At 45.4% G+C, this 15,050-nt stretch carries 13 protein-coding genes; 2 read left to right on the plus strand and 11 right to left on the minus strand.

The window, feature by feature from the left end; translation table 11 throughout:
- Positions 1 to 49: 49 nt before the first annotated feature.
- The 6 genes from HF888_RS00320 to HF888_RS00345 all read right to left on the minus strand — a co-directional run bounded on the left by HF888_RS00320 (position 50) and on the right by HF888_RS00345 (position 7,124).
- On the minus strand, positions 50 to 919 hold the full coding sequence (locus tag HF888_RS00320) for a lysophospholipid acyltransferase family protein (protein ID WP_007019275.1): 870 nt from the start codon (positions 917 to 919) through the stop codon (positions 50 to 52).
- A 73-nt stretch (positions 920 to 992) separates the two neighbouring features.
- Entirely contained in the window at positions 993 to 1,553 is a 561-nt protein-coding gene (gene gmhB, locus HF888_RS00325; RefSeq protein WP_168367022.1) for a D-glycero-beta-D-manno-heptose 1,7-bisphosphate 7-phosphatase, read from the minus strand.
- A gap of 99 nt (positions 1,554 to 1,652) precedes the next feature.
- Positions 1,653 to 3,722 (minus strand): glycine--tRNA ligase subunit beta, encoded by a 2,070-nt coding sequence (glyS, locus tag HF888_RS00330; protein WP_007019263.1) that lies wholly within the window; start codon positions 3,720 to 3,722, stop codon positions 1,653 to 1,655.
- Complete coding sequence (glyQ, locus tag HF888_RS00335) at positions 3,722 to 4,732, minus strand: glycine--tRNA ligase subunit alpha (RefSeq protein ID WP_007019264.1); 1,011 nt, start codon at positions 4,730 to 4,732, stop codon at positions 3,722 to 3,724. The genes glyS and glyQ overlap by 1 nt, the downstream gene beginning before the upstream one ends.
- Before the next feature lie 82 nt (positions 4,733 to 4,814).
- Entirely contained in the window at positions 4,815 to 5,465 is a 651-nt protein-coding gene (locus HF888_RS00340) for a sensor histidine kinase (protein WP_007019265.1), read from the minus strand.
- Positions 5,466 to 5,480: 15 nt separating this feature from the next.
- On the minus strand, positions 5,481 to 7,124 hold the full coding sequence (locus HF888_RS00345; protein WP_007019266.1) for a response regulator: 1,644 nt from the start codon (positions 7,122 to 7,124) through the stop codon (positions 5,481 to 5,483).
- 124 nt (positions 7,125 to 7,248) lie between these two features.
- On the opposite strand from HF888_RS00345, the gene HF888_RS00350 reads away from it, so the two are divergent.
- Positions 7,249 to 8,139: a lysophospholipid acyltransferase family protein gene (locus HF888_RS00350; protein WP_165837048.1), complete on the plus strand. Its 891-nt coding sequence runs from the start codon at positions 7,249 to 7,251 to the stop codon at positions 8,137 to 8,139.
- A gap of 30 nt (positions 8,140 to 8,169) precedes the next feature.
- Here HF888_RS00350 and HF888_RS00355 read toward each other — a convergent pair whose 3' ends face one another.
- The 5 genes from HF888_RS00355 to def are packed head-to-tail and all read right to left on the minus strand — an operon-like array spanning position 8,170 to position 13,847.
- Positions 8,170 to 9,618, minus strand: coding sequence for a TrkH family potassium uptake protein (locus HF888_RS00355; protein WP_007019268.1), 1,449 nt, complete (start codon positions 9,616 to 9,618; stop codon positions 8,170 to 8,172).
- The gene (trkA, locus tag HF888_RS00360; protein ID WP_007019269.1) at positions 9,618 to 10,997 is read right to left on the minus strand and encodes a Trk system potassium transporter TrkA; all 1,380 of its coding nucleotides are present in this window, start codon (positions 10,995 to 10,997) and stop codon (positions 9,618 to 9,620) included. Before trkA ends, HF888_RS00355 begins: the two co-directional genes overlap by 1 nt.
- A 29-nt stretch (positions 10,998 to 11,026) precedes the next feature.
- Positions 11,027 to 12,337: a 16S rRNA (cytosine(967)-C(5))-methyltransferase RsmB gene (rsmB, locus tag HF888_RS00365; protein ID WP_168367023.1), complete on the minus strand. Its 1,311-nt coding sequence runs from the start codon at positions 12,335 to 12,337 to the stop codon at positions 11,027 to 11,029.
- Positions 12,338 to 13,279, minus strand: a complete 942-nt coding sequence (fmt, locus tag HF888_RS00370; RefSeq protein WP_007018173.1) for a methionyl-tRNA formyltransferase — start codon at positions 13,277 to 13,279, stop codon at positions 12,338 to 12,340. It lies immediately after the preceding gene.
- A gap of 52 nt (positions 13,280 to 13,331) precedes the next feature.
- A complete protein-coding gene (def, locus tag HF888_RS00375) occupies positions 13,332 to 13,847 on the minus strand; it encodes a peptide deformylase (protein ID WP_007018172.1) in 516 nt (171 codons plus the stop codon).
- A gap of 120 nt (positions 13,848 to 13,967) precedes the next feature.
- Between def and HF888_RS00380 the strand changes: the two genes are divergently transcribed.
- Entirely contained in the window at positions 13,968 to 15,032 is a 1,065-nt protein-coding gene (locus tag HF888_RS00380; protein WP_007018171.1) for a LysM peptidoglycan-binding domain-containing protein, read from the plus strand.
- The last annotated feature ends 18 nt before the right edge of the window (positions 15,033 to 15,050 follow it).

Genomic DNA, 15,050 nt, shown 5'->3' on the forward strand with positions numbered 1-15,050 from the left:
CGCTTCGAGCAATCAAAGCGGGTTTTATTTTATATCTTTTCACTTTAGTTTAGCGCCAAAACTGCTGCAACCATTCTTTGCCTGTACGTACCGCATGAGCCATTAAATCTTGCGCATCGATGCCCGTGTTTGGTGTTGCTAGCGTTAAATCCGTTGCTTGATCAATTTGGCTTAGCTCGTCTGTCTTGCTGAATATCCAAGCTTCTGCTTCGGCATTCACTTGCTGCCATGTCTTACCTTTTGTACTAATAGCGGGCCCAATGGCGACTTTAATCGTGCCTGGACGCTTGAACCAACGTTTGTTGATCCAATGCTCGCCACTATTGTGTGCTACAGGGATGATACTGGCGCCGGCTTCACAGGCCAGCAATGCTCCGCCTTTCTTGAAGGATTTATGCTCTCCCACAGGCACCCGTGTGCCCTCTGGAAAGATTAAAATGTCCTCGCCTTTTTGTAGCCGTTCACTACCTTTTATTAGTAGCTCTTCTGTGGCCTGCTTGCCTTTGCTGCGATTAACAAAGATGGGATTCAGCAAGGCGATGCCCCAACCAAAAAACGGAATATAAAACGCCTCTTGCTTAATCACCACGGTATTCGGGTCGAACACTGTTTGTAGATAAAGCGTCTCCCAAGGACTTTGATGCTTGCTCATAATCACATAGCCCTTGCCATCGTTAGGCAAGTTTTCATGTCCTTGTAGCTCTACTTCAATTTTCAAAAGGTGTTTGCAAATCCACATGGTGCCATGACAGAACGTTCCGATAATTAATTTGAAACGCTTTGGGTACGAAAGGAAGGGGCCAATCGTCATGCCTAATACATAACTATTGAATGCTAACAGCGGCATCAGTAGATAAAGAGGTAGTATGCGGATGAGATCGCGCATAAAACCTAAAAAAGCTCGAAGAGAAATATCCATTATCTTGAGAAACCTTAAAACTCTTAGTTTAAGCCGAAAGATTGAGGTTCGCTTGACTCAGGCAATCATGGGTTTAACTTGTGGTTTCGTGTTTAGACGAAATAAGCCATTCACTAAAGGCCATGAGATCATCAAATACTTGGAGATGCTCTAAGTCGACACCTTTATCTAATGTTCTTTGTCCTTTGCCAGTTAATACCAGTACCGGTTTTAAACCTTTAGATACGCCCGCTTCTAGGTCTCGAAGTGAGTCGCCTACCATGTAGCTGCCGGCAATGCTTTGATTGGCTTTCCGCTCAATTTGATCAATCAGACCTGCTTTGGGTTTGCGACAGTCACAATGGTCATCAGGTCCATGGGGACAAAAATGAATATATTGGATCGTGCCGCCATGTTCACTGGCAAGATCCACCATTTTTTTGTGCATGGCGTTCAATGTGTTGAGATCGAAATAACCTCTAGCAATACCAGATTGGTTAGTCGCTATGGCAATTTCGTAACCGGCGTTAGTGAGTTTACCTATGGCTTCCATAGAGCGCGGCAGAGGGATCCATTCTTCAACGCTTTTCACATAGTCATCGCTGTCGTAATTTATGACTCCGTCGCGATCTAGTACGATGATGGCTTTGCTCATATTGGTGTTCTCTAAGGTGGATCTCTAATATTCAGCTACAAAAAAGCCAGGTGCAACACACCCGGCTTTTTGGCAATAACGTCTCTGCGCATTCAAATTCTAAAGTAGAGAAATGTCCGCTACATTCAAGAATAAGTTACGCAATTGATTCAATAGCGATAAACGATTCTGCTTCACTGCTTCATCATCGGCCATCACCATCACTTCATCAAAGAAGGTATCAATACTCTGACGCAATTCAGTTAACTGAGTTAAGTACTGAGCATATTCACCTTTTTCAAATAGAGGCGTCGCTGATTGCATTTGCTTATCTAGTGACTCAGCCAAGGCCTTCTCTGCAGCGTCACTTAGTAGGTTGTTATCCACTTTAGCGTTGTCCATAAACGCGTCATTCTTGCTTAGAATATTACTCACACGTTTATTGGCAGCCGCTAATGCTTCTGCACTTTCTAGTTGAGAGAATGCATGAACGGCCATGACGCGCTGATTAATATCGTATGGCTGGGTGATACCTTTTGCGCGAACAGCTTGGAAAACAACACTAGGAATATTTTCGTCTTGGTACCAAGCACTAAAGCGATCAAGCATGTAATCGATCAGTTTAGATTTGTTGTCCGCGTCTAGATCGCACGGCCAGTTGTTATCCATTGCCCAATCGATTAATTCGTTTAGGTCCAGTTTCAAATTGTTCTCAACAATGAGTCGCAATACACCTAAAGACGCGCGACGCAATGCAAATGGGTCTTTACCACCTGTTGGAATTTGACCGATACCGAACAAACCAACCAAGCTATCTAAACGATCAGCCAATGCCAATGCTAAACCAGTTTGTGTTTGTGGTAGTGCATCACCTGCGAATGCAGGCATGTATTGTTCTTCCATGGCTGCGCAGACATCTGGATCCTCACCATCGTGCTGAGCGTAATAGCGACCTGCTAAACCTTGAAGATCGCTAAACTCTAAAACCATTTCGCTAAGCAGGTCGGTTTTACATAGTTTGGCAGCGCGTTCTGCTTTCTCTGCATCACCACCAATGGCAGTAGCAATTTTACTTGCCAAAACCATCAGGCGTTCTGACTTATCTTTTAAAGAACCCAATTGCTGAACCCAGCGCACGCTATCCAACTTTTCAAAGCGACTATCAAGTGGGGTTTTTAAATCCGTATCCCAAAAGAACTTGGCATCGGCTAAACGTGGACGAATAACACGCTCGTTACCTTCGATGACTTGCTGAGGATCTTTTGATTCAATGTTGCAGATGGTGATGAAGTTAGGCATCAATTTGCCATCTTTATCCAGCACGTGGAAATACTTTTGGTGCTCTTTCATGGAGCTAACCAAGGCTTCTGCAGGAACCTGCAAAAACTCTTTGTCAAAGTTGCCTGATAGCGCAGTAGGCCATTCGTTTAAAGATGCTACTTCGTCTAATAAGTCTTCATCAATGACGGCTTGGCCACCTAGTTTTTCGGCTTCAGCTAGGACTTGTTGACGAATCATCTCTTTACGCTCGTCGTAATTGGCAAGCACCTTACCTTGCTCTTTTAGTGTGGCTTCATAAGCACTTGGGCTTGTGATTGTGATTTCTTTGTTAGCATGGAAGCGATGACCACGGGTGAAGTAATTGGTTTTCACTCCCAAAATATCGGCTTCAATGGACTTGTTGTCGAGCAGGGTTAGCACCCAGTGGACTGGGCGTACAAATTCAGTACGACTAGCACCCCAACGCATACGCTTTGGTATAGGTAATTTGTTTAGCGAATCACGGATCGCATTGGGTAACTCATCTACAGCTTTCGCACCTGGTACTTCGGTAGCGAAATAAAGACGTTCACCTTTTTCATCCGTAATGCGATCTAGTTCTTCAAAGTTCACGCCATTGGAACGAGCAAAACCTTCAGCGGCCTTTGTTGGCTTACCATCATCGCCGATGGCGACATTAACGTAAGGTCCAAACTTTTCACTTTTACTGGATTCACCTTGAGCGCTTAAACCAGTAAGACGAACAGCAAGGCGACGTGGTGCAGCAAAGGCTTCACTATTGGCAAAGCTCAAGCCTTTGGCTTGAAGGAACGTTTCAATACCTTTTTGGAAAGCATCACGCAGGGATTTTAGTGCCGTTGGTGGTAATTCTTCAGTTCCGATTTCTACCAGAAAATCATGCTGACTCATTATTTTTCTCCCTTTTTAGCAGCCTTTGCGGCTTTTTTCGCTGCTTTGTCGGCTGCAGCTTTTTCTTCTGCTTCTACTTGTGCCAATACTTCTTGGCGAAGGGAGTCCGCAGCCAATGGGAAATTCAATTGGCGACGGCTAGCGAAATATGCTTCGGCTACTTGTCGAGCTAAAGTACGAACGCGCAAGATATAACCTTGGCGTTCGGTAACAGAAATGGCATGACGCGCATCAAGCATGTTAAATGCGTGAGATGCTTTCAACACTTGTTCGTAGGCCGGTAGCGCAAGACCAGACTCAATCAAACGGCTGCAATCTTTTTCGTGCTGATTAAACGCTTGGAACAAGAAGTCTACGTCGGCGTGTTCAAAGTTATAGGCACTCATTTCCACTTCGTTTTGGTGGAATACATCACCATAGGTAACTTTGCTGCCATCTGGGCCATAACACCAAACGAGATCATAAATGCTATCAACACCTTGCAAGTACATGGCAATGCGCTCAAGGCCATAAGTTATTTCGCCTGTTACTGGATAGCATTCGAGACCACCCACTTGCTGGAAGTAAGTGAACTGAGTGACTTCCATACCGTTTAACCATACTTCCCATCCAAGACCCCAAGCGCCCAAAGTAGGGGATTCCCAGTTATCTTCCACAAAGCGAATGTCATGAATATCACTATCGATACCAATCATCTTTAAGCTATCCAGGTACTTCTGCTGGATATCCAGTGGCGATGGCTTCATCACGACTTGGAATTGGTAATAGTGCTGCAGACGGTTAGGGTTTTCCCCATAACGACCGTCCGTAGGGCGGCGACATGGTTGTACGTAGGCCGCATTCCAAGTCTCAGGACCTATGGCGCGTAAGAAGGTAGAGGTATGGAATGTACCAGCGCCGACTTCTAAATCGATAGGTTGGTTAATGACACAGCCTTGCTGTGACCAGTAATCTTGCAGGGTGGCAATCAGCCCCTGAAATGTTTTGACGTCGTATTTGCTTTCGGACACGTTTTGGCAACCGGGTTGATTTCTGAAAGGGGCTGATTATACGGCCCATAGCCCCTCGTTGCCATAGTCATTAGAGGCGCCTTTAAGGAAACACTAAGGATAGCTGGGCTCCGCCTTGTTCATGGTTACCTAACTCGATGAAGCCGATATTATCTTTGCGTTTGTGGAGTTTCATGACTTGCTGGATTAAATACAGACCTAGCCCATGGTCGGTACCTTGTGGAATGAATTGGGTTTGGTTTAGAACGCTGTCATTAAAACCAGGGCCATTGTCGATGAAAAATAACCGCCAATGACCATCATCATATTCTTCTACAAAGATTTTTACGTTGGTTGCACCTGCTTGGTCGGCATTACTAAGTGCATTGCGAACCGCAAGCGAAAGTAGCTGATCGTCGTAGAAACTATTGAAGTCTTCATCGATTTCTAGATCCACCGAGACGTCGTGTATCTGGGTGTAGTCGTTAATGATAGGTTCAAGAGTATCGCTGAGCCAATGTTCCTCCATACAGGGTTTAAAGCCGGAATGTTGTAGTTTTAAAATGGAGAGCAACTCAACAACCCGTTGCTTAAGGCCTTGGCCGTGTAGATTAAGTTTCTCTACGATTGGTCTTGCAGGGTGTGCATGATCAATAGCCTCATTGAGATCGTGCTGATCACTGAGAAGCGCCTGTATTTGGTTTTTAATATCGTGTAATTGTCCGCTAATGAGAATGCTGTCATCAAATGCCATAGAAAGCTCCAGAAGCTAGCGTGCGGTACGTTTAAGACGCTGATAGCTCTTGTTGAGTTTTTGCCAGCGACTATAGCGTTCATCGCTTGGGGGGATATCACCAATGCGTTTTACCAAGTCTTTCACATCGTTTAACAAGGTTTTGGTGGCGCCTTTTTGGTCCATGTAGGTTACTTTAGCTTGCATGGCATTGAGTAATACGGCAATGCCGGCTTCCTTGTAACTTGTCGCTTGATTTAGTAAATCGATCGCCTGACTAAGCTGGCCTCGTTCAAAATACTCGATCGCTTTGTCATTGATTTCAGTGGTGTATTGTCGGACTACGTGTTCGCTAATACCTTCTTTGGTGCGTTCTAATTCTCGTCGGTCATGTAAAGATAAGTCACGACGAGCGTCAACTACACCGAGTAAGTCTTGTGCTTTGGCATGCTGTTTAGTCGCTAAATAGGCTTGTGCCATCGAAATTTGCTGTCCGCTAGTAGGTGTTGGCATATGCTCTAAGAGCCCAGCTGCTTTGTTAGCGGCAGCGGCTGCATCAGCATCTCTGCCCATCAAATTGTATGTGGTGCTTTCGATTACATAGGTCTCAAAATGACTATCATCGCTTTCGCGGTATAGTGCTCTTGCTTCGTCTAGTGTTTTGAATATTTCGGTACTGGCTTTGCGGCTGTCACGTCCATTGGATTCACTCAGCTTATGTTGCAAGCTTTTAGCGTAAAAAAGATAGTTTTTCACTGAACGATAACAACTATAGCGCGCCAGTTTGACGCTTTGTCGAAAAGCTTTCTCGGCGACTTCATGATCTTGATTAGCATAGGCCAGACGTCCTAACTCCATCTGACGCAAGACTTGTTTAGGGGAGATTTGTGCTGCTTGCATCAAGTCAAATTGGGCCTTTTTGGTTTGCTTGCGTTTCAGATGTATTTTAGAAAGCAAGTCAAAACACTGCACATATTTGGGATGTTCGTGAATGGTTTTATGTAATGTTGTCTCGGACTCATCTAATTGATTGAGATGAAATTGACAGGTAGCAATGCCTAACATGGCCCAGTTCACCGGGCGTTCGTCTGCCACTTCTTGAAACAAATCCAGAGCATCTTGGTAGCGATTCATACTGATCAGAGTACGCCCTTTAATCCGCTTGATTCTTAATGCCAAACGAGGCTTTTGCACCAGTTGCTCGTCACACAGTTTAAGTACGGCATCTTTGGAATCTGTGTCTACCGCTTGATTAATAATGTGCAGTTCTTGTTTTACTTTAAGAATGCGGTTCAAGCGTTTACGCATGACATCAATAGTGAAAGGTTTGGTTATATAATCGTCGGGCTCGTATTCGATGGCGCCCATCACCATATCCATGGCATTTTCACCCGTTAGCATGACGAAAGTAGCGGTCGCCTTCAGTTTGTGGGTAAAGCGAGCTTCTTCTAGTATCTGCTGCCCATCGCGGCCACGGCCTAGGTTGTAATCACTAATCACCAAATCATAGCTATTGTGATTAATGAATGCGGTAGCTTCATCACCATCCATGGCAATATCGACATGGTTGGCGCCAAGGATGCGTAGCATTTTTTTCATGGCACTGCGTGATTCAACCAAATCATCAATGGCCAAAATACGCATAGGGGCAAGCATGCCTTCGAGAGTTGTTGCGGTCATACAGGCAGAAGTCCTTTCTTTACTATAAAAAGCATAGCAAGGCTGGTTGAAATCGCAGGGAAAGTAGAGAAAAAATCGTAAATAGGGCAAAGTTTCCCATTTTCATATGTCAGCAGTGGTCGCTATGGACGTTAAATCATTTATTGCACTCTTTATCATTCGAAGCTTAGGGCTTTTAAGCCTGTCTGGAGCGCGACGGTTTGGGCGATTCATCGGATGGCTATTGATCAAGACCAATAGCCGTGCGCTTAAAGTAACGCGTAAAAACCTACAGATTTGTTTTCCCGAGATGACGTCACAAGAGCGTGAGCGGTTAGCTTTTGAAAGTTTAATGCAAACGGGTCAAACCATAGCGGAAACAGGCATTGCCTGGGGTGGGACTGAACAAAAGTTCGCCCGTAATGCTGCGATGATAGAGGACATTGAAGGGATAGAGATATTTGAGGATGCAGTATCAGCTAAGCGTGGCGTACTCATTTTGACTCCTCATATTGGGAACTGGGAGATTCTGTCGTCTTGGCTTCCCCAACGATGTAATTTAATGGCGCTTTACAAGATGGCTAAAATGCCTGGCCTAGAAAGAGCCATGCTAGAAGCGCGAGAATCAAGTGGTGTAAAAATGGTGGCTGGAACACAAGCCGGTATTAAACGACTAATCACTCACTTCGAAAATAAAGAAGCTGCGTTGATTTTACCAGATCAAGAACCTTCAGAACGCTCAGGTGTTAAAGCTCGTTTTTATGGTATTGAAGTATTGACGCCGAAACTTATTCACTCAGTTATTCAAAGGAATCCAAGTGGGGTGGTCATTTTTGCCTACGTACTGCGTACAAACAACAACTTTCGGTTGGTTTTTAGGAAAGCTAGTGAAGATATTTACAGCGAAGATGCAAGCGTCAGTGCGACCGCTATGAATAAGGGGATTGAGGAGTGTATTGCAGACGAACCAAGTCAGTATCAATGGGAATACAAGCGTTTTAAGCGCAATAAAGAAGGGTTTTATAAAGGCCTATAGTCTAGTGAAAAGGCTCCTTGTGGAGCCTTTTTATTGTCGCCAAAAGGTCGAGGTAAACAACACTAATAACGTGAAGATCTCAAGACGACCCAAAATCATAGCAAAGCTCAGAGTCCATTTCGCAACATCGCTGATATCGCCATAGTGGGCTGCTACACCTCCCAGGCCGGGTCCAAGGTTATTAATACAGGCACCCACAGCTGAAAATGCGGTGACAAAATCTAAACCTGTGGCCAATAGAATGAGCGTCATTATCAAATACAACATGAGATAAACGCTAAAGAAGCCCCAAACGGCCTCGACAACGCGGTCGTCGACGGGACGACCGCCAATTCGAATTGGGATAATGGCGTTAGGGTGTATTAATCGCTTGACCTCGCGGCTGCCTTGTTTGTATATCAGAAGAACCCGAATGACCTTCAAACCGCCGCCGGTGGAGCCTGCACATCCACCCATAAATGCTAAGAAAAATAACATAAACGGCAAAAATATGGGCCAAGCGGTGAAATCGGCCGTGGCATACCCTGTGGTAGTGGCAATACTCACTAGTTCAAACAAACCATACCTAAGTGCATCGTTGGCTTCATACGTGTTGCTAGCAGTCAGCACCGCGAAAGTAACGACACCCGCGATGGTTAGCACTGTTAAAATAGTTCGTACTTCCGCATCGGCTAAATATTGTTTGAAAGATCGAAAACGCCACGCATAAAAGTGAAGGGCAAAGTTTACCGAACTGATTAACATGAAGATGACTGCAATGGTTTCTATGGCAATACTATCGAAGTAACCAATGCTTGCGTCATGGGTACTAAAGCCACCGATGGCGACCGTGCTGAATGCATGGCATATGGCATCGAATAAACTCATTCCGCCAAACCAAAAACCGATGGCACAACATACGGTTAAGAACGCATAGATGTACCATAGGGTTTTAGCGGTTTCGGTAATACGTGGCGTAAGCTTACTGTCTTTCATTGGGCCAGGTGTTTCGGTTCGGTATAGCTGCATGCCACCAATACCAAGCATAGGCAGAATAGCCACAGCTAAGACGATAATCCCCATACCACCAAGCCATTGTAATAACTGCCGGTAAAGCAAAATGGATTCTGGCAGATGGTCTATACCAGTGATTAACGTCGCACCTGTGGTCGTCCATCCAGACATGGATTCAAAAAAGGCATCTGTAAAGTTTAGCCCTGGTTGCTCCGCTAGCATGAGCGGTAATGAGCCTGATAAGGCCAGTACTAACCAGAACATAACAGTAACGATAAAGCCGTCGCGTGTACGCAGGTCTTGTTGGCGTTTTCTCACTGGATACCAGCAAAGCGCGCCCGCAGCGAAGGTAATGGCAAAGGCATCTAAAAAGGCAACCAGTGCGCCATCCTGATAGATGATACTGGTAATGATCGGTGGTAATAGCGCGATGCTAAATACCATTAATAAAATACCTAAAACACGAAAGATGATAGCTGGATGCATTAGAAGAACCCTAACTCCACTTGGAATAAGCGTTCCACCTCTGGGATACGTTTTTTATCAAGCACAAAAAGAATCACATGATCGTCGCTTTCGATGACCACGTAACCATGAGCGATCAATACTTCGTCTTGGCGCACAATAGCACCAATGGTCGTACCTTCGGGCAAGTCAATTTCATCTAAACGACGGCCGACTACTTTACTGGTATTGCGATCACCATGGGCGATGGCTTCAATGGCCTCTGCTGCACCGCGACGTAGGCTGTGTACATTTGCTACATCACCACGGCGAACATGAGTTAGTAAGCTACCAATTGTGGTTTGGCTTGGGCTGATTGCGATATCGATACCTTGACCTTGGACCAGATCAACGTACTGGGCTTTATTGATAAGTGTCATGACTTTACGCGCGCCTAATTGTTTGGCCAGCATGGAAGACATCACATTTACTTCATCGTCATTGGTTAATGCACAGAAAACATCAGCATTTTCTATGTTGGTTTCAAGTAAAAGCTCTTTATCGGTGGCGCTGCCATTTATGATAATCGTTTTGCTTTTGACCTTCTCACTTAAACGCTCACAACGATTTCGGTTATGGTCAATGAGTTTAACGTTGTAAAACGGCTCTAATGTCTGGGCTAAGCGCGCACCAATGTTCCCGCCGCCAGCAATGATGATTTTCTTATATGGTTTTTCACTTCGGCGTAGCTCAGCCATTACTGTTCGAATATTGCGTTTGTCTGCGATAAAGAATACTTCGTCATCCACTTCGATGATGGTGTCCGCCTGCGGCAAAATCGCACGACCGCGACGATAAATCGCAGCGACTCGAGTATCCACATCGCTTTTCAAATGCTCGCGTAAATAACGTAATTCTTGACCCACTAGTGGGCCGCCGTAATACGCTCTAACACCTACGAGTTTTGCTTTGTTGTTGGCAAAATCAAGTACTTGCAGTGTGCCAGGGAATTCTATCAGGCGTTTGATGTAGTTGGTTACCACTAACTCTGGACTGATGAATACATCGATTGGTACGGCGTGGTTGCCAAACAGCTGATCGTAGTGGGTATATTCTTGGGCGCGGATACGACTGATTTTTGTTGGGGTTTGAAAAACACTGTGGGCTACTTGGCAAGCGACCATATTGACTTCGTCGCTATTGGTTACCGCTACTAACATATCAGCATCGTCACCACCGGCTTGTTCCAAGACATGTGGGAACGAGGCTTTTCCTCGTACAGTGCGGATGTCCAGACGATTTTGCAGCTCTTTTAATCGCGCAGCATCAGTATCCACCACAGTAATGTCATTGCCCTCTGTGGCAAGATGCTCGGCCAAGGTTCCCCCCACTTGGCCAGCCCCCAGGATTATGATTTTCATCCTAATCTCTCACTTAGCGTTGTCTGCAATTATGCTTCTTTGCGCAAGAGCGCATAGAAAAAACCATCTTGTGCATTTTTATCTGGAAAGAATTGCCATCCGTATTTTGTGTCTAGACCAGTGTTGAAGTGTAACTGGACTAGCTCGCTATCAGGATGGGTTTGCAAAAATGCTTCTATATTGTTTTGATTTTCGGCTTGGGTGACCGAGCAGGTGGCATAAAGAAGTCGACCACCGGGTTTCAGTAAAGTCCAAGCTTTGCTTAGTATCGCTTGTTGTAATTGCGCAAGGTTATCAATATCTTCCCGTTGACGCAGTAATTTGATGTCAGGGTGTCGCCTAATGACGCCTGTTGCGCTACAGGGTACGTCAAGCAATATGCCGTCGAATGCTTGTCCATCCCACCAATTTTCAGGCGCTTGAGCTTCTCCTTGCAATACTTTTGCCGTATAACCCAAGCGCTCTAAATTTTCGTGTACGCGTTGTAACCTTTTGGCATCGCTGTCTAAAGCAGTGATCTTGGCTAGTCCTTGGCTGGCTTCCAATAAGTGGCCTGTTTTTCCACCGGGAGCACAGCATGCGTCCAGAATCAATTCACCTTCTTTTGGTTTCATTATCTGAGCTGCCAACTGAGCCGCTTCATCCTGAACACTACAACTTCCAAGTGAGAATCCTGGAAGTTCAGAGACGTTAATAGGTTGCTTTAAATATAGGCTAGTGGTTGCTAACTTACCTTTATGGGCTTCTATTTTTGTATTCTCTAAAGTTTGCAAGTACTCACTTGATTTGTGTTTGTGAGTGTTTACTCTCAATGTCATAGGGGCTTGCTGGTTGGCATTTAGCGCAATACTTTGCCAATGCTCAGGCCAATCTTTTTTTAGCTTCTTGAGTAACCATTTAGGGTGTTCGTAATGGGGAACGTCACTGCTTTTGAGATCGTTAAGAAGCTGATCTTTTTCGCGCTGAAAGCGACGTAAAATAGCGTTTATTAATTTTTTAAAGGGAGTCTGTTTTAAGTTGTCACATGCGGCTACTGTCTGGTGAATGGCTGCATGCTCTGGCATATGGCTGTGAGCGAGTTGGTATAAACCTATCCACAGTAAGCTCTGAGTCAATCGAGCTTTTTCTGGAAGAGGTTTATCCAACAGCATTTTGCTTAGCGCATTAATGCTAAAAAAATGTCGGCAGGCACCAAAACAGATGCTCTGCAACTGGGCTTTATCCTCAGGCAATAAGTCGCGAGAGTGATAAGGCAGTAGAGTATTCAAACTCTTCTTTTCGTCAATGACGCCTAACAAGATAACCGCAGCGATGCTACGAACGTTGTGCAAGGGCTTCATTTATTGCTCGCTCGCAAGGACATATTGTTCTTCGAAAGGGTGTTTACCATTCAATACATCTGCGACATTCATGGGTTTTTTACTGGGTAACTGAATTTTTTCGAGCACGACGGCGAATTCCCCACAAGCCACCATGATGCCCTGCTTATTAATGCTCATGATGGTACCCGGCAAGGCGTTGTGATTTTGTGGGAAAATTTGGGCCTGCAACAAACGAATTCGATGATCCCCTAGTAAGGTATAGCAGCACGGGAACGGATTGAACGCCCGTATTTTTCGTGCAACTTCTTCTGCAGAAGATCGCCAATCAACGAGTGCTTCATCCTTCGTAAGTTTTTTTGCATAGCAGCTTAGACTGTCATCTTGAACTTCAGCTACCACTTGCCCGTTGGCAAATTGCGCGACCACATCGACGACTGCTTGGCTTCCCATTTCCATTAAACGATCATGCAAACTACCGCCTGTGTCGCTTGGCATAATCGGGGTTTCTACCTTCTTGATCATGGGACCTGTATCTAAACCAGCCTCCATTTGCATAACTGTTACGCCACTAACTGAATCGCCAGCTTCTATGGCTCGTTGAATGGGTGCTGCGCCACGCCAGCGCGGAAGAAGGGATGCGTGACTATTGATGCATCCGTGTTTTGGGATGTCCAATACTGCCTGTGGGAGCAGCAAGCCGTAGGCTACTACAACCATTAAATCTGGTTGCAATGCCGAAAGCGCATCACGGTCTTCTTGCTGCTTGAAATTTTCAGGTTGGTAAACAGGGATTTGGTTCTCTAGAGCCAAACGTTTCACCGGACTTGGGGTCAGTTTCTTACCACGACCAGCTGGGCGGTCTGGCTGGGTGTAAACCGCAACGACATCCACGTGGTTATTGAGCAACGCCTGAAGGTGACTCGCTGCAAAGTCAGGGGTGCCTGCAAAAACGACTTTCAAAGGTAGATCCTTGTAAATGAAATAAGCCCGGACGTCCGGGCTTTGGGTCTGATTAAGCGTGCTTAGCTGCTAAGCGATGCTGCTTTTCAAGTTTCTTGCGGATTCGATCACGTTTTGTGGTGGATAAATAATCCACGAACAGCTTACCGTTAAGGTGATCCATTTCGTGCTGAATGCACACCGCCAGTAAACCGCGGGCTTCGAGCTCGTATGGTTGACCGTTGCGGTCTAGCGCTTCGATTTTACAATGCTCGATACGCTCTACGTCTTCGTAAAAACCAGGAACGCTTAGGCAACCCTCTTGCATTTTTTCCGGTTCTCCATCAAGAACAGTGACCTTCGGATTGATGAAGACATGTGGTTCACTCCGATCTTCAGAAATATCCATAACAATGATTTGTTCATGAACGTTCACTTGCGTTGCCGCCAGACCGATTCCTGGGCAGTCGTACATGGTTTCAAACATATCATCGATAAGCTTGCGATGGGCATCCGTGACCTCTTCCACTGGCTTGGCAATGGTCCGCAAGCGTGTATCTGGGAATTCTAAAATTTCTAATATCGCCATAAACTTGTGATGCCTTAGTAGTCATCAGGGCATTGGCCCTGCTAATATTGTATAAATCTATTATATCGAATGATGCGGCGAGTTACCGCCCTCAGTTTAATAAAAATAAGGGATTAACCCATGCTCAAACCCTTTTTTAGACCACTTTCTTTGCTAATGCTGTTATTGGCATTGGCTGGAGTGGCTCATGCCGTGCAATTAAAGAACGGACACCCTGAAGAATACGTTGTGCAAGAAGGGGACACCCTCTGGGGCATATCCAACAAATTCTTGGATGATCCATGGCTATGGCCAGAAATTTGGCAAGTGAATGAGCAAATTGAAAATCCTCATCTAATTTATCCTGGTGATGTGATTGGTCTTGTTTACCTTGGTCAGGGTGCAAACGGCGAAGTACAAGATATCAAAGTAACAGTGAAAGAGCGTTCTCCGGCTGCACGAGAGGTAGTACGTTTATCTCCTACCACTCGGGTCACCGAACTGGCATCGGCTATTCCTCCGATTCCAATGACAGCGATCTCAAGCTTTATGACCAATAGTCGTATTGTCACCAGTAAGCAATTGGAAGAGGCTCCCTATGTAGTTGCTGGAGATGATAACCGAATTATCGCTGGCGGCGGCGGTAAAGTGTATGCACGCGGTTTTGAGGGTGAAGAACCGGAAGTGGGATATGGTATTTACCGCAAAGGACAAGTATTTGTTGATCCTGATACGTCTGAGGTTTTAGGTCGTGAAGCTAGAGAAATTGGTGCTGGATCTGTGCAAAGTTTTAACGGTGATGTTGCGACGGTTGATTTGGCGTCTACTCGAGAAGAAGTCATGATCGGAGACCGATTATTGTCCACAGACGACCGACAAGTCGTTGCCAACTTTATTCCGAGCTCTCCGCCTGATGGCATTTTTGGCCGTATGATTGCGGTATTGGGCGGGGTAACACAGATCGGTCAGTACAATGTGGTTGTTGTAAATCAAGGTGATCGCGACGGTTTAAAAGAAGGTAATGTTTTAGCAGTTTACAAAGAAGGCGAGCAGATCGTAGATCGAGTAACACGTCAAAAAGTACAGTTGCCGTCTGAGCGTGCTGGTTTAATGATGCTATTCCGTGTATTCGATAAAGTGAGTTACGGTTTGATCTTGCGAGCTAAGCGCCCGCTAGAAATCGGTGATAGCGTCCGTACGCCATAATCAACAATTCCAACCTTT

Source organism: Bermanella marisrubri, assembly GCF_012295615.1.
GTDB classification, from domain to species: Bacteria; Pseudomonadota; Gammaproteobacteria; order Pseudomonadales; family Oceanobacteraceae; genus Bermanella; species Bermanella marisrubri.

Bases quoted from the DNA above. Each gene is read 5' to 3' on its own strand.
- HF888_RS00320 (WP_007019275.1), bottom strand. From the start codon at position 919: ATGGATATTTCTCTTCGAGCTTTTTTAGGTTTTATGCGCGATCTCATC.
- gmhB (WP_168367022.1), bottom strand. From the start codon at position 1,553: ATGAGCAAAGCCATCATCGTACTAGATCGCGACGGAGTCATAAATTAC.
- glyS (WP_007019263.1), bottom strand. From the start codon at position 3,722: ATGAGTCAGCATGATTTTCTGGTAGAAATCGGAACTGAAGAATTACCA.
- HF888_RS00340 (WP_007019265.1), bottom strand. From the start codon at position 5,465: ATGGCATTTGATGACAGCATTCTCATTAGCGGACAATTACACGATATT.
- HF888_RS00345 (WP_007019266.1), bottom strand. From the start codon at position 7,124: ATGACCGCAACAACTCTCGAAGGCATGCTTGCCCCTATGCGTATTTTG.
- HF888_RS00350 (WP_165837048.1), top strand. From the start codon at position 7,249: ATGGACGTTAAATCATTTATTGCACTCTTTATCATTCGAAGCTTAGGG.
- HF888_RS00355 (WP_007019268.1), bottom strand. From the start codon at position 9,618: ATGCATCCAGCTATCATCTTTCGTGTTTTAGGTATTTTATTAATGGTA.
- trkA (WP_007019269.1), bottom strand. From the start codon at position 10,997: ATGAAAATCATAATCCTGGGGGCTGGCCAAGTGGGGGGAACCTTGGCC.
- rsmB (WP_168367023.1), bottom strand. From the start codon at position 12,337: ATGAAGCCCTTGCACAACGTTCGTAGCATCGCTGCGGTTATCTTGTTA.
- def (WP_007018172.1), bottom strand. From the start codon at position 13,847: ATGGCGATATTAGAAATTTTAGAATTCCCAGATACACGCTTGCGGACC.
- HF888_RS00380 (WP_007018171.1), top strand. From the start codon at position 13,968: ATGCTCAAACCCTTTTTTAGACCACTTTCTTTGCTAATGCTGTTATTG.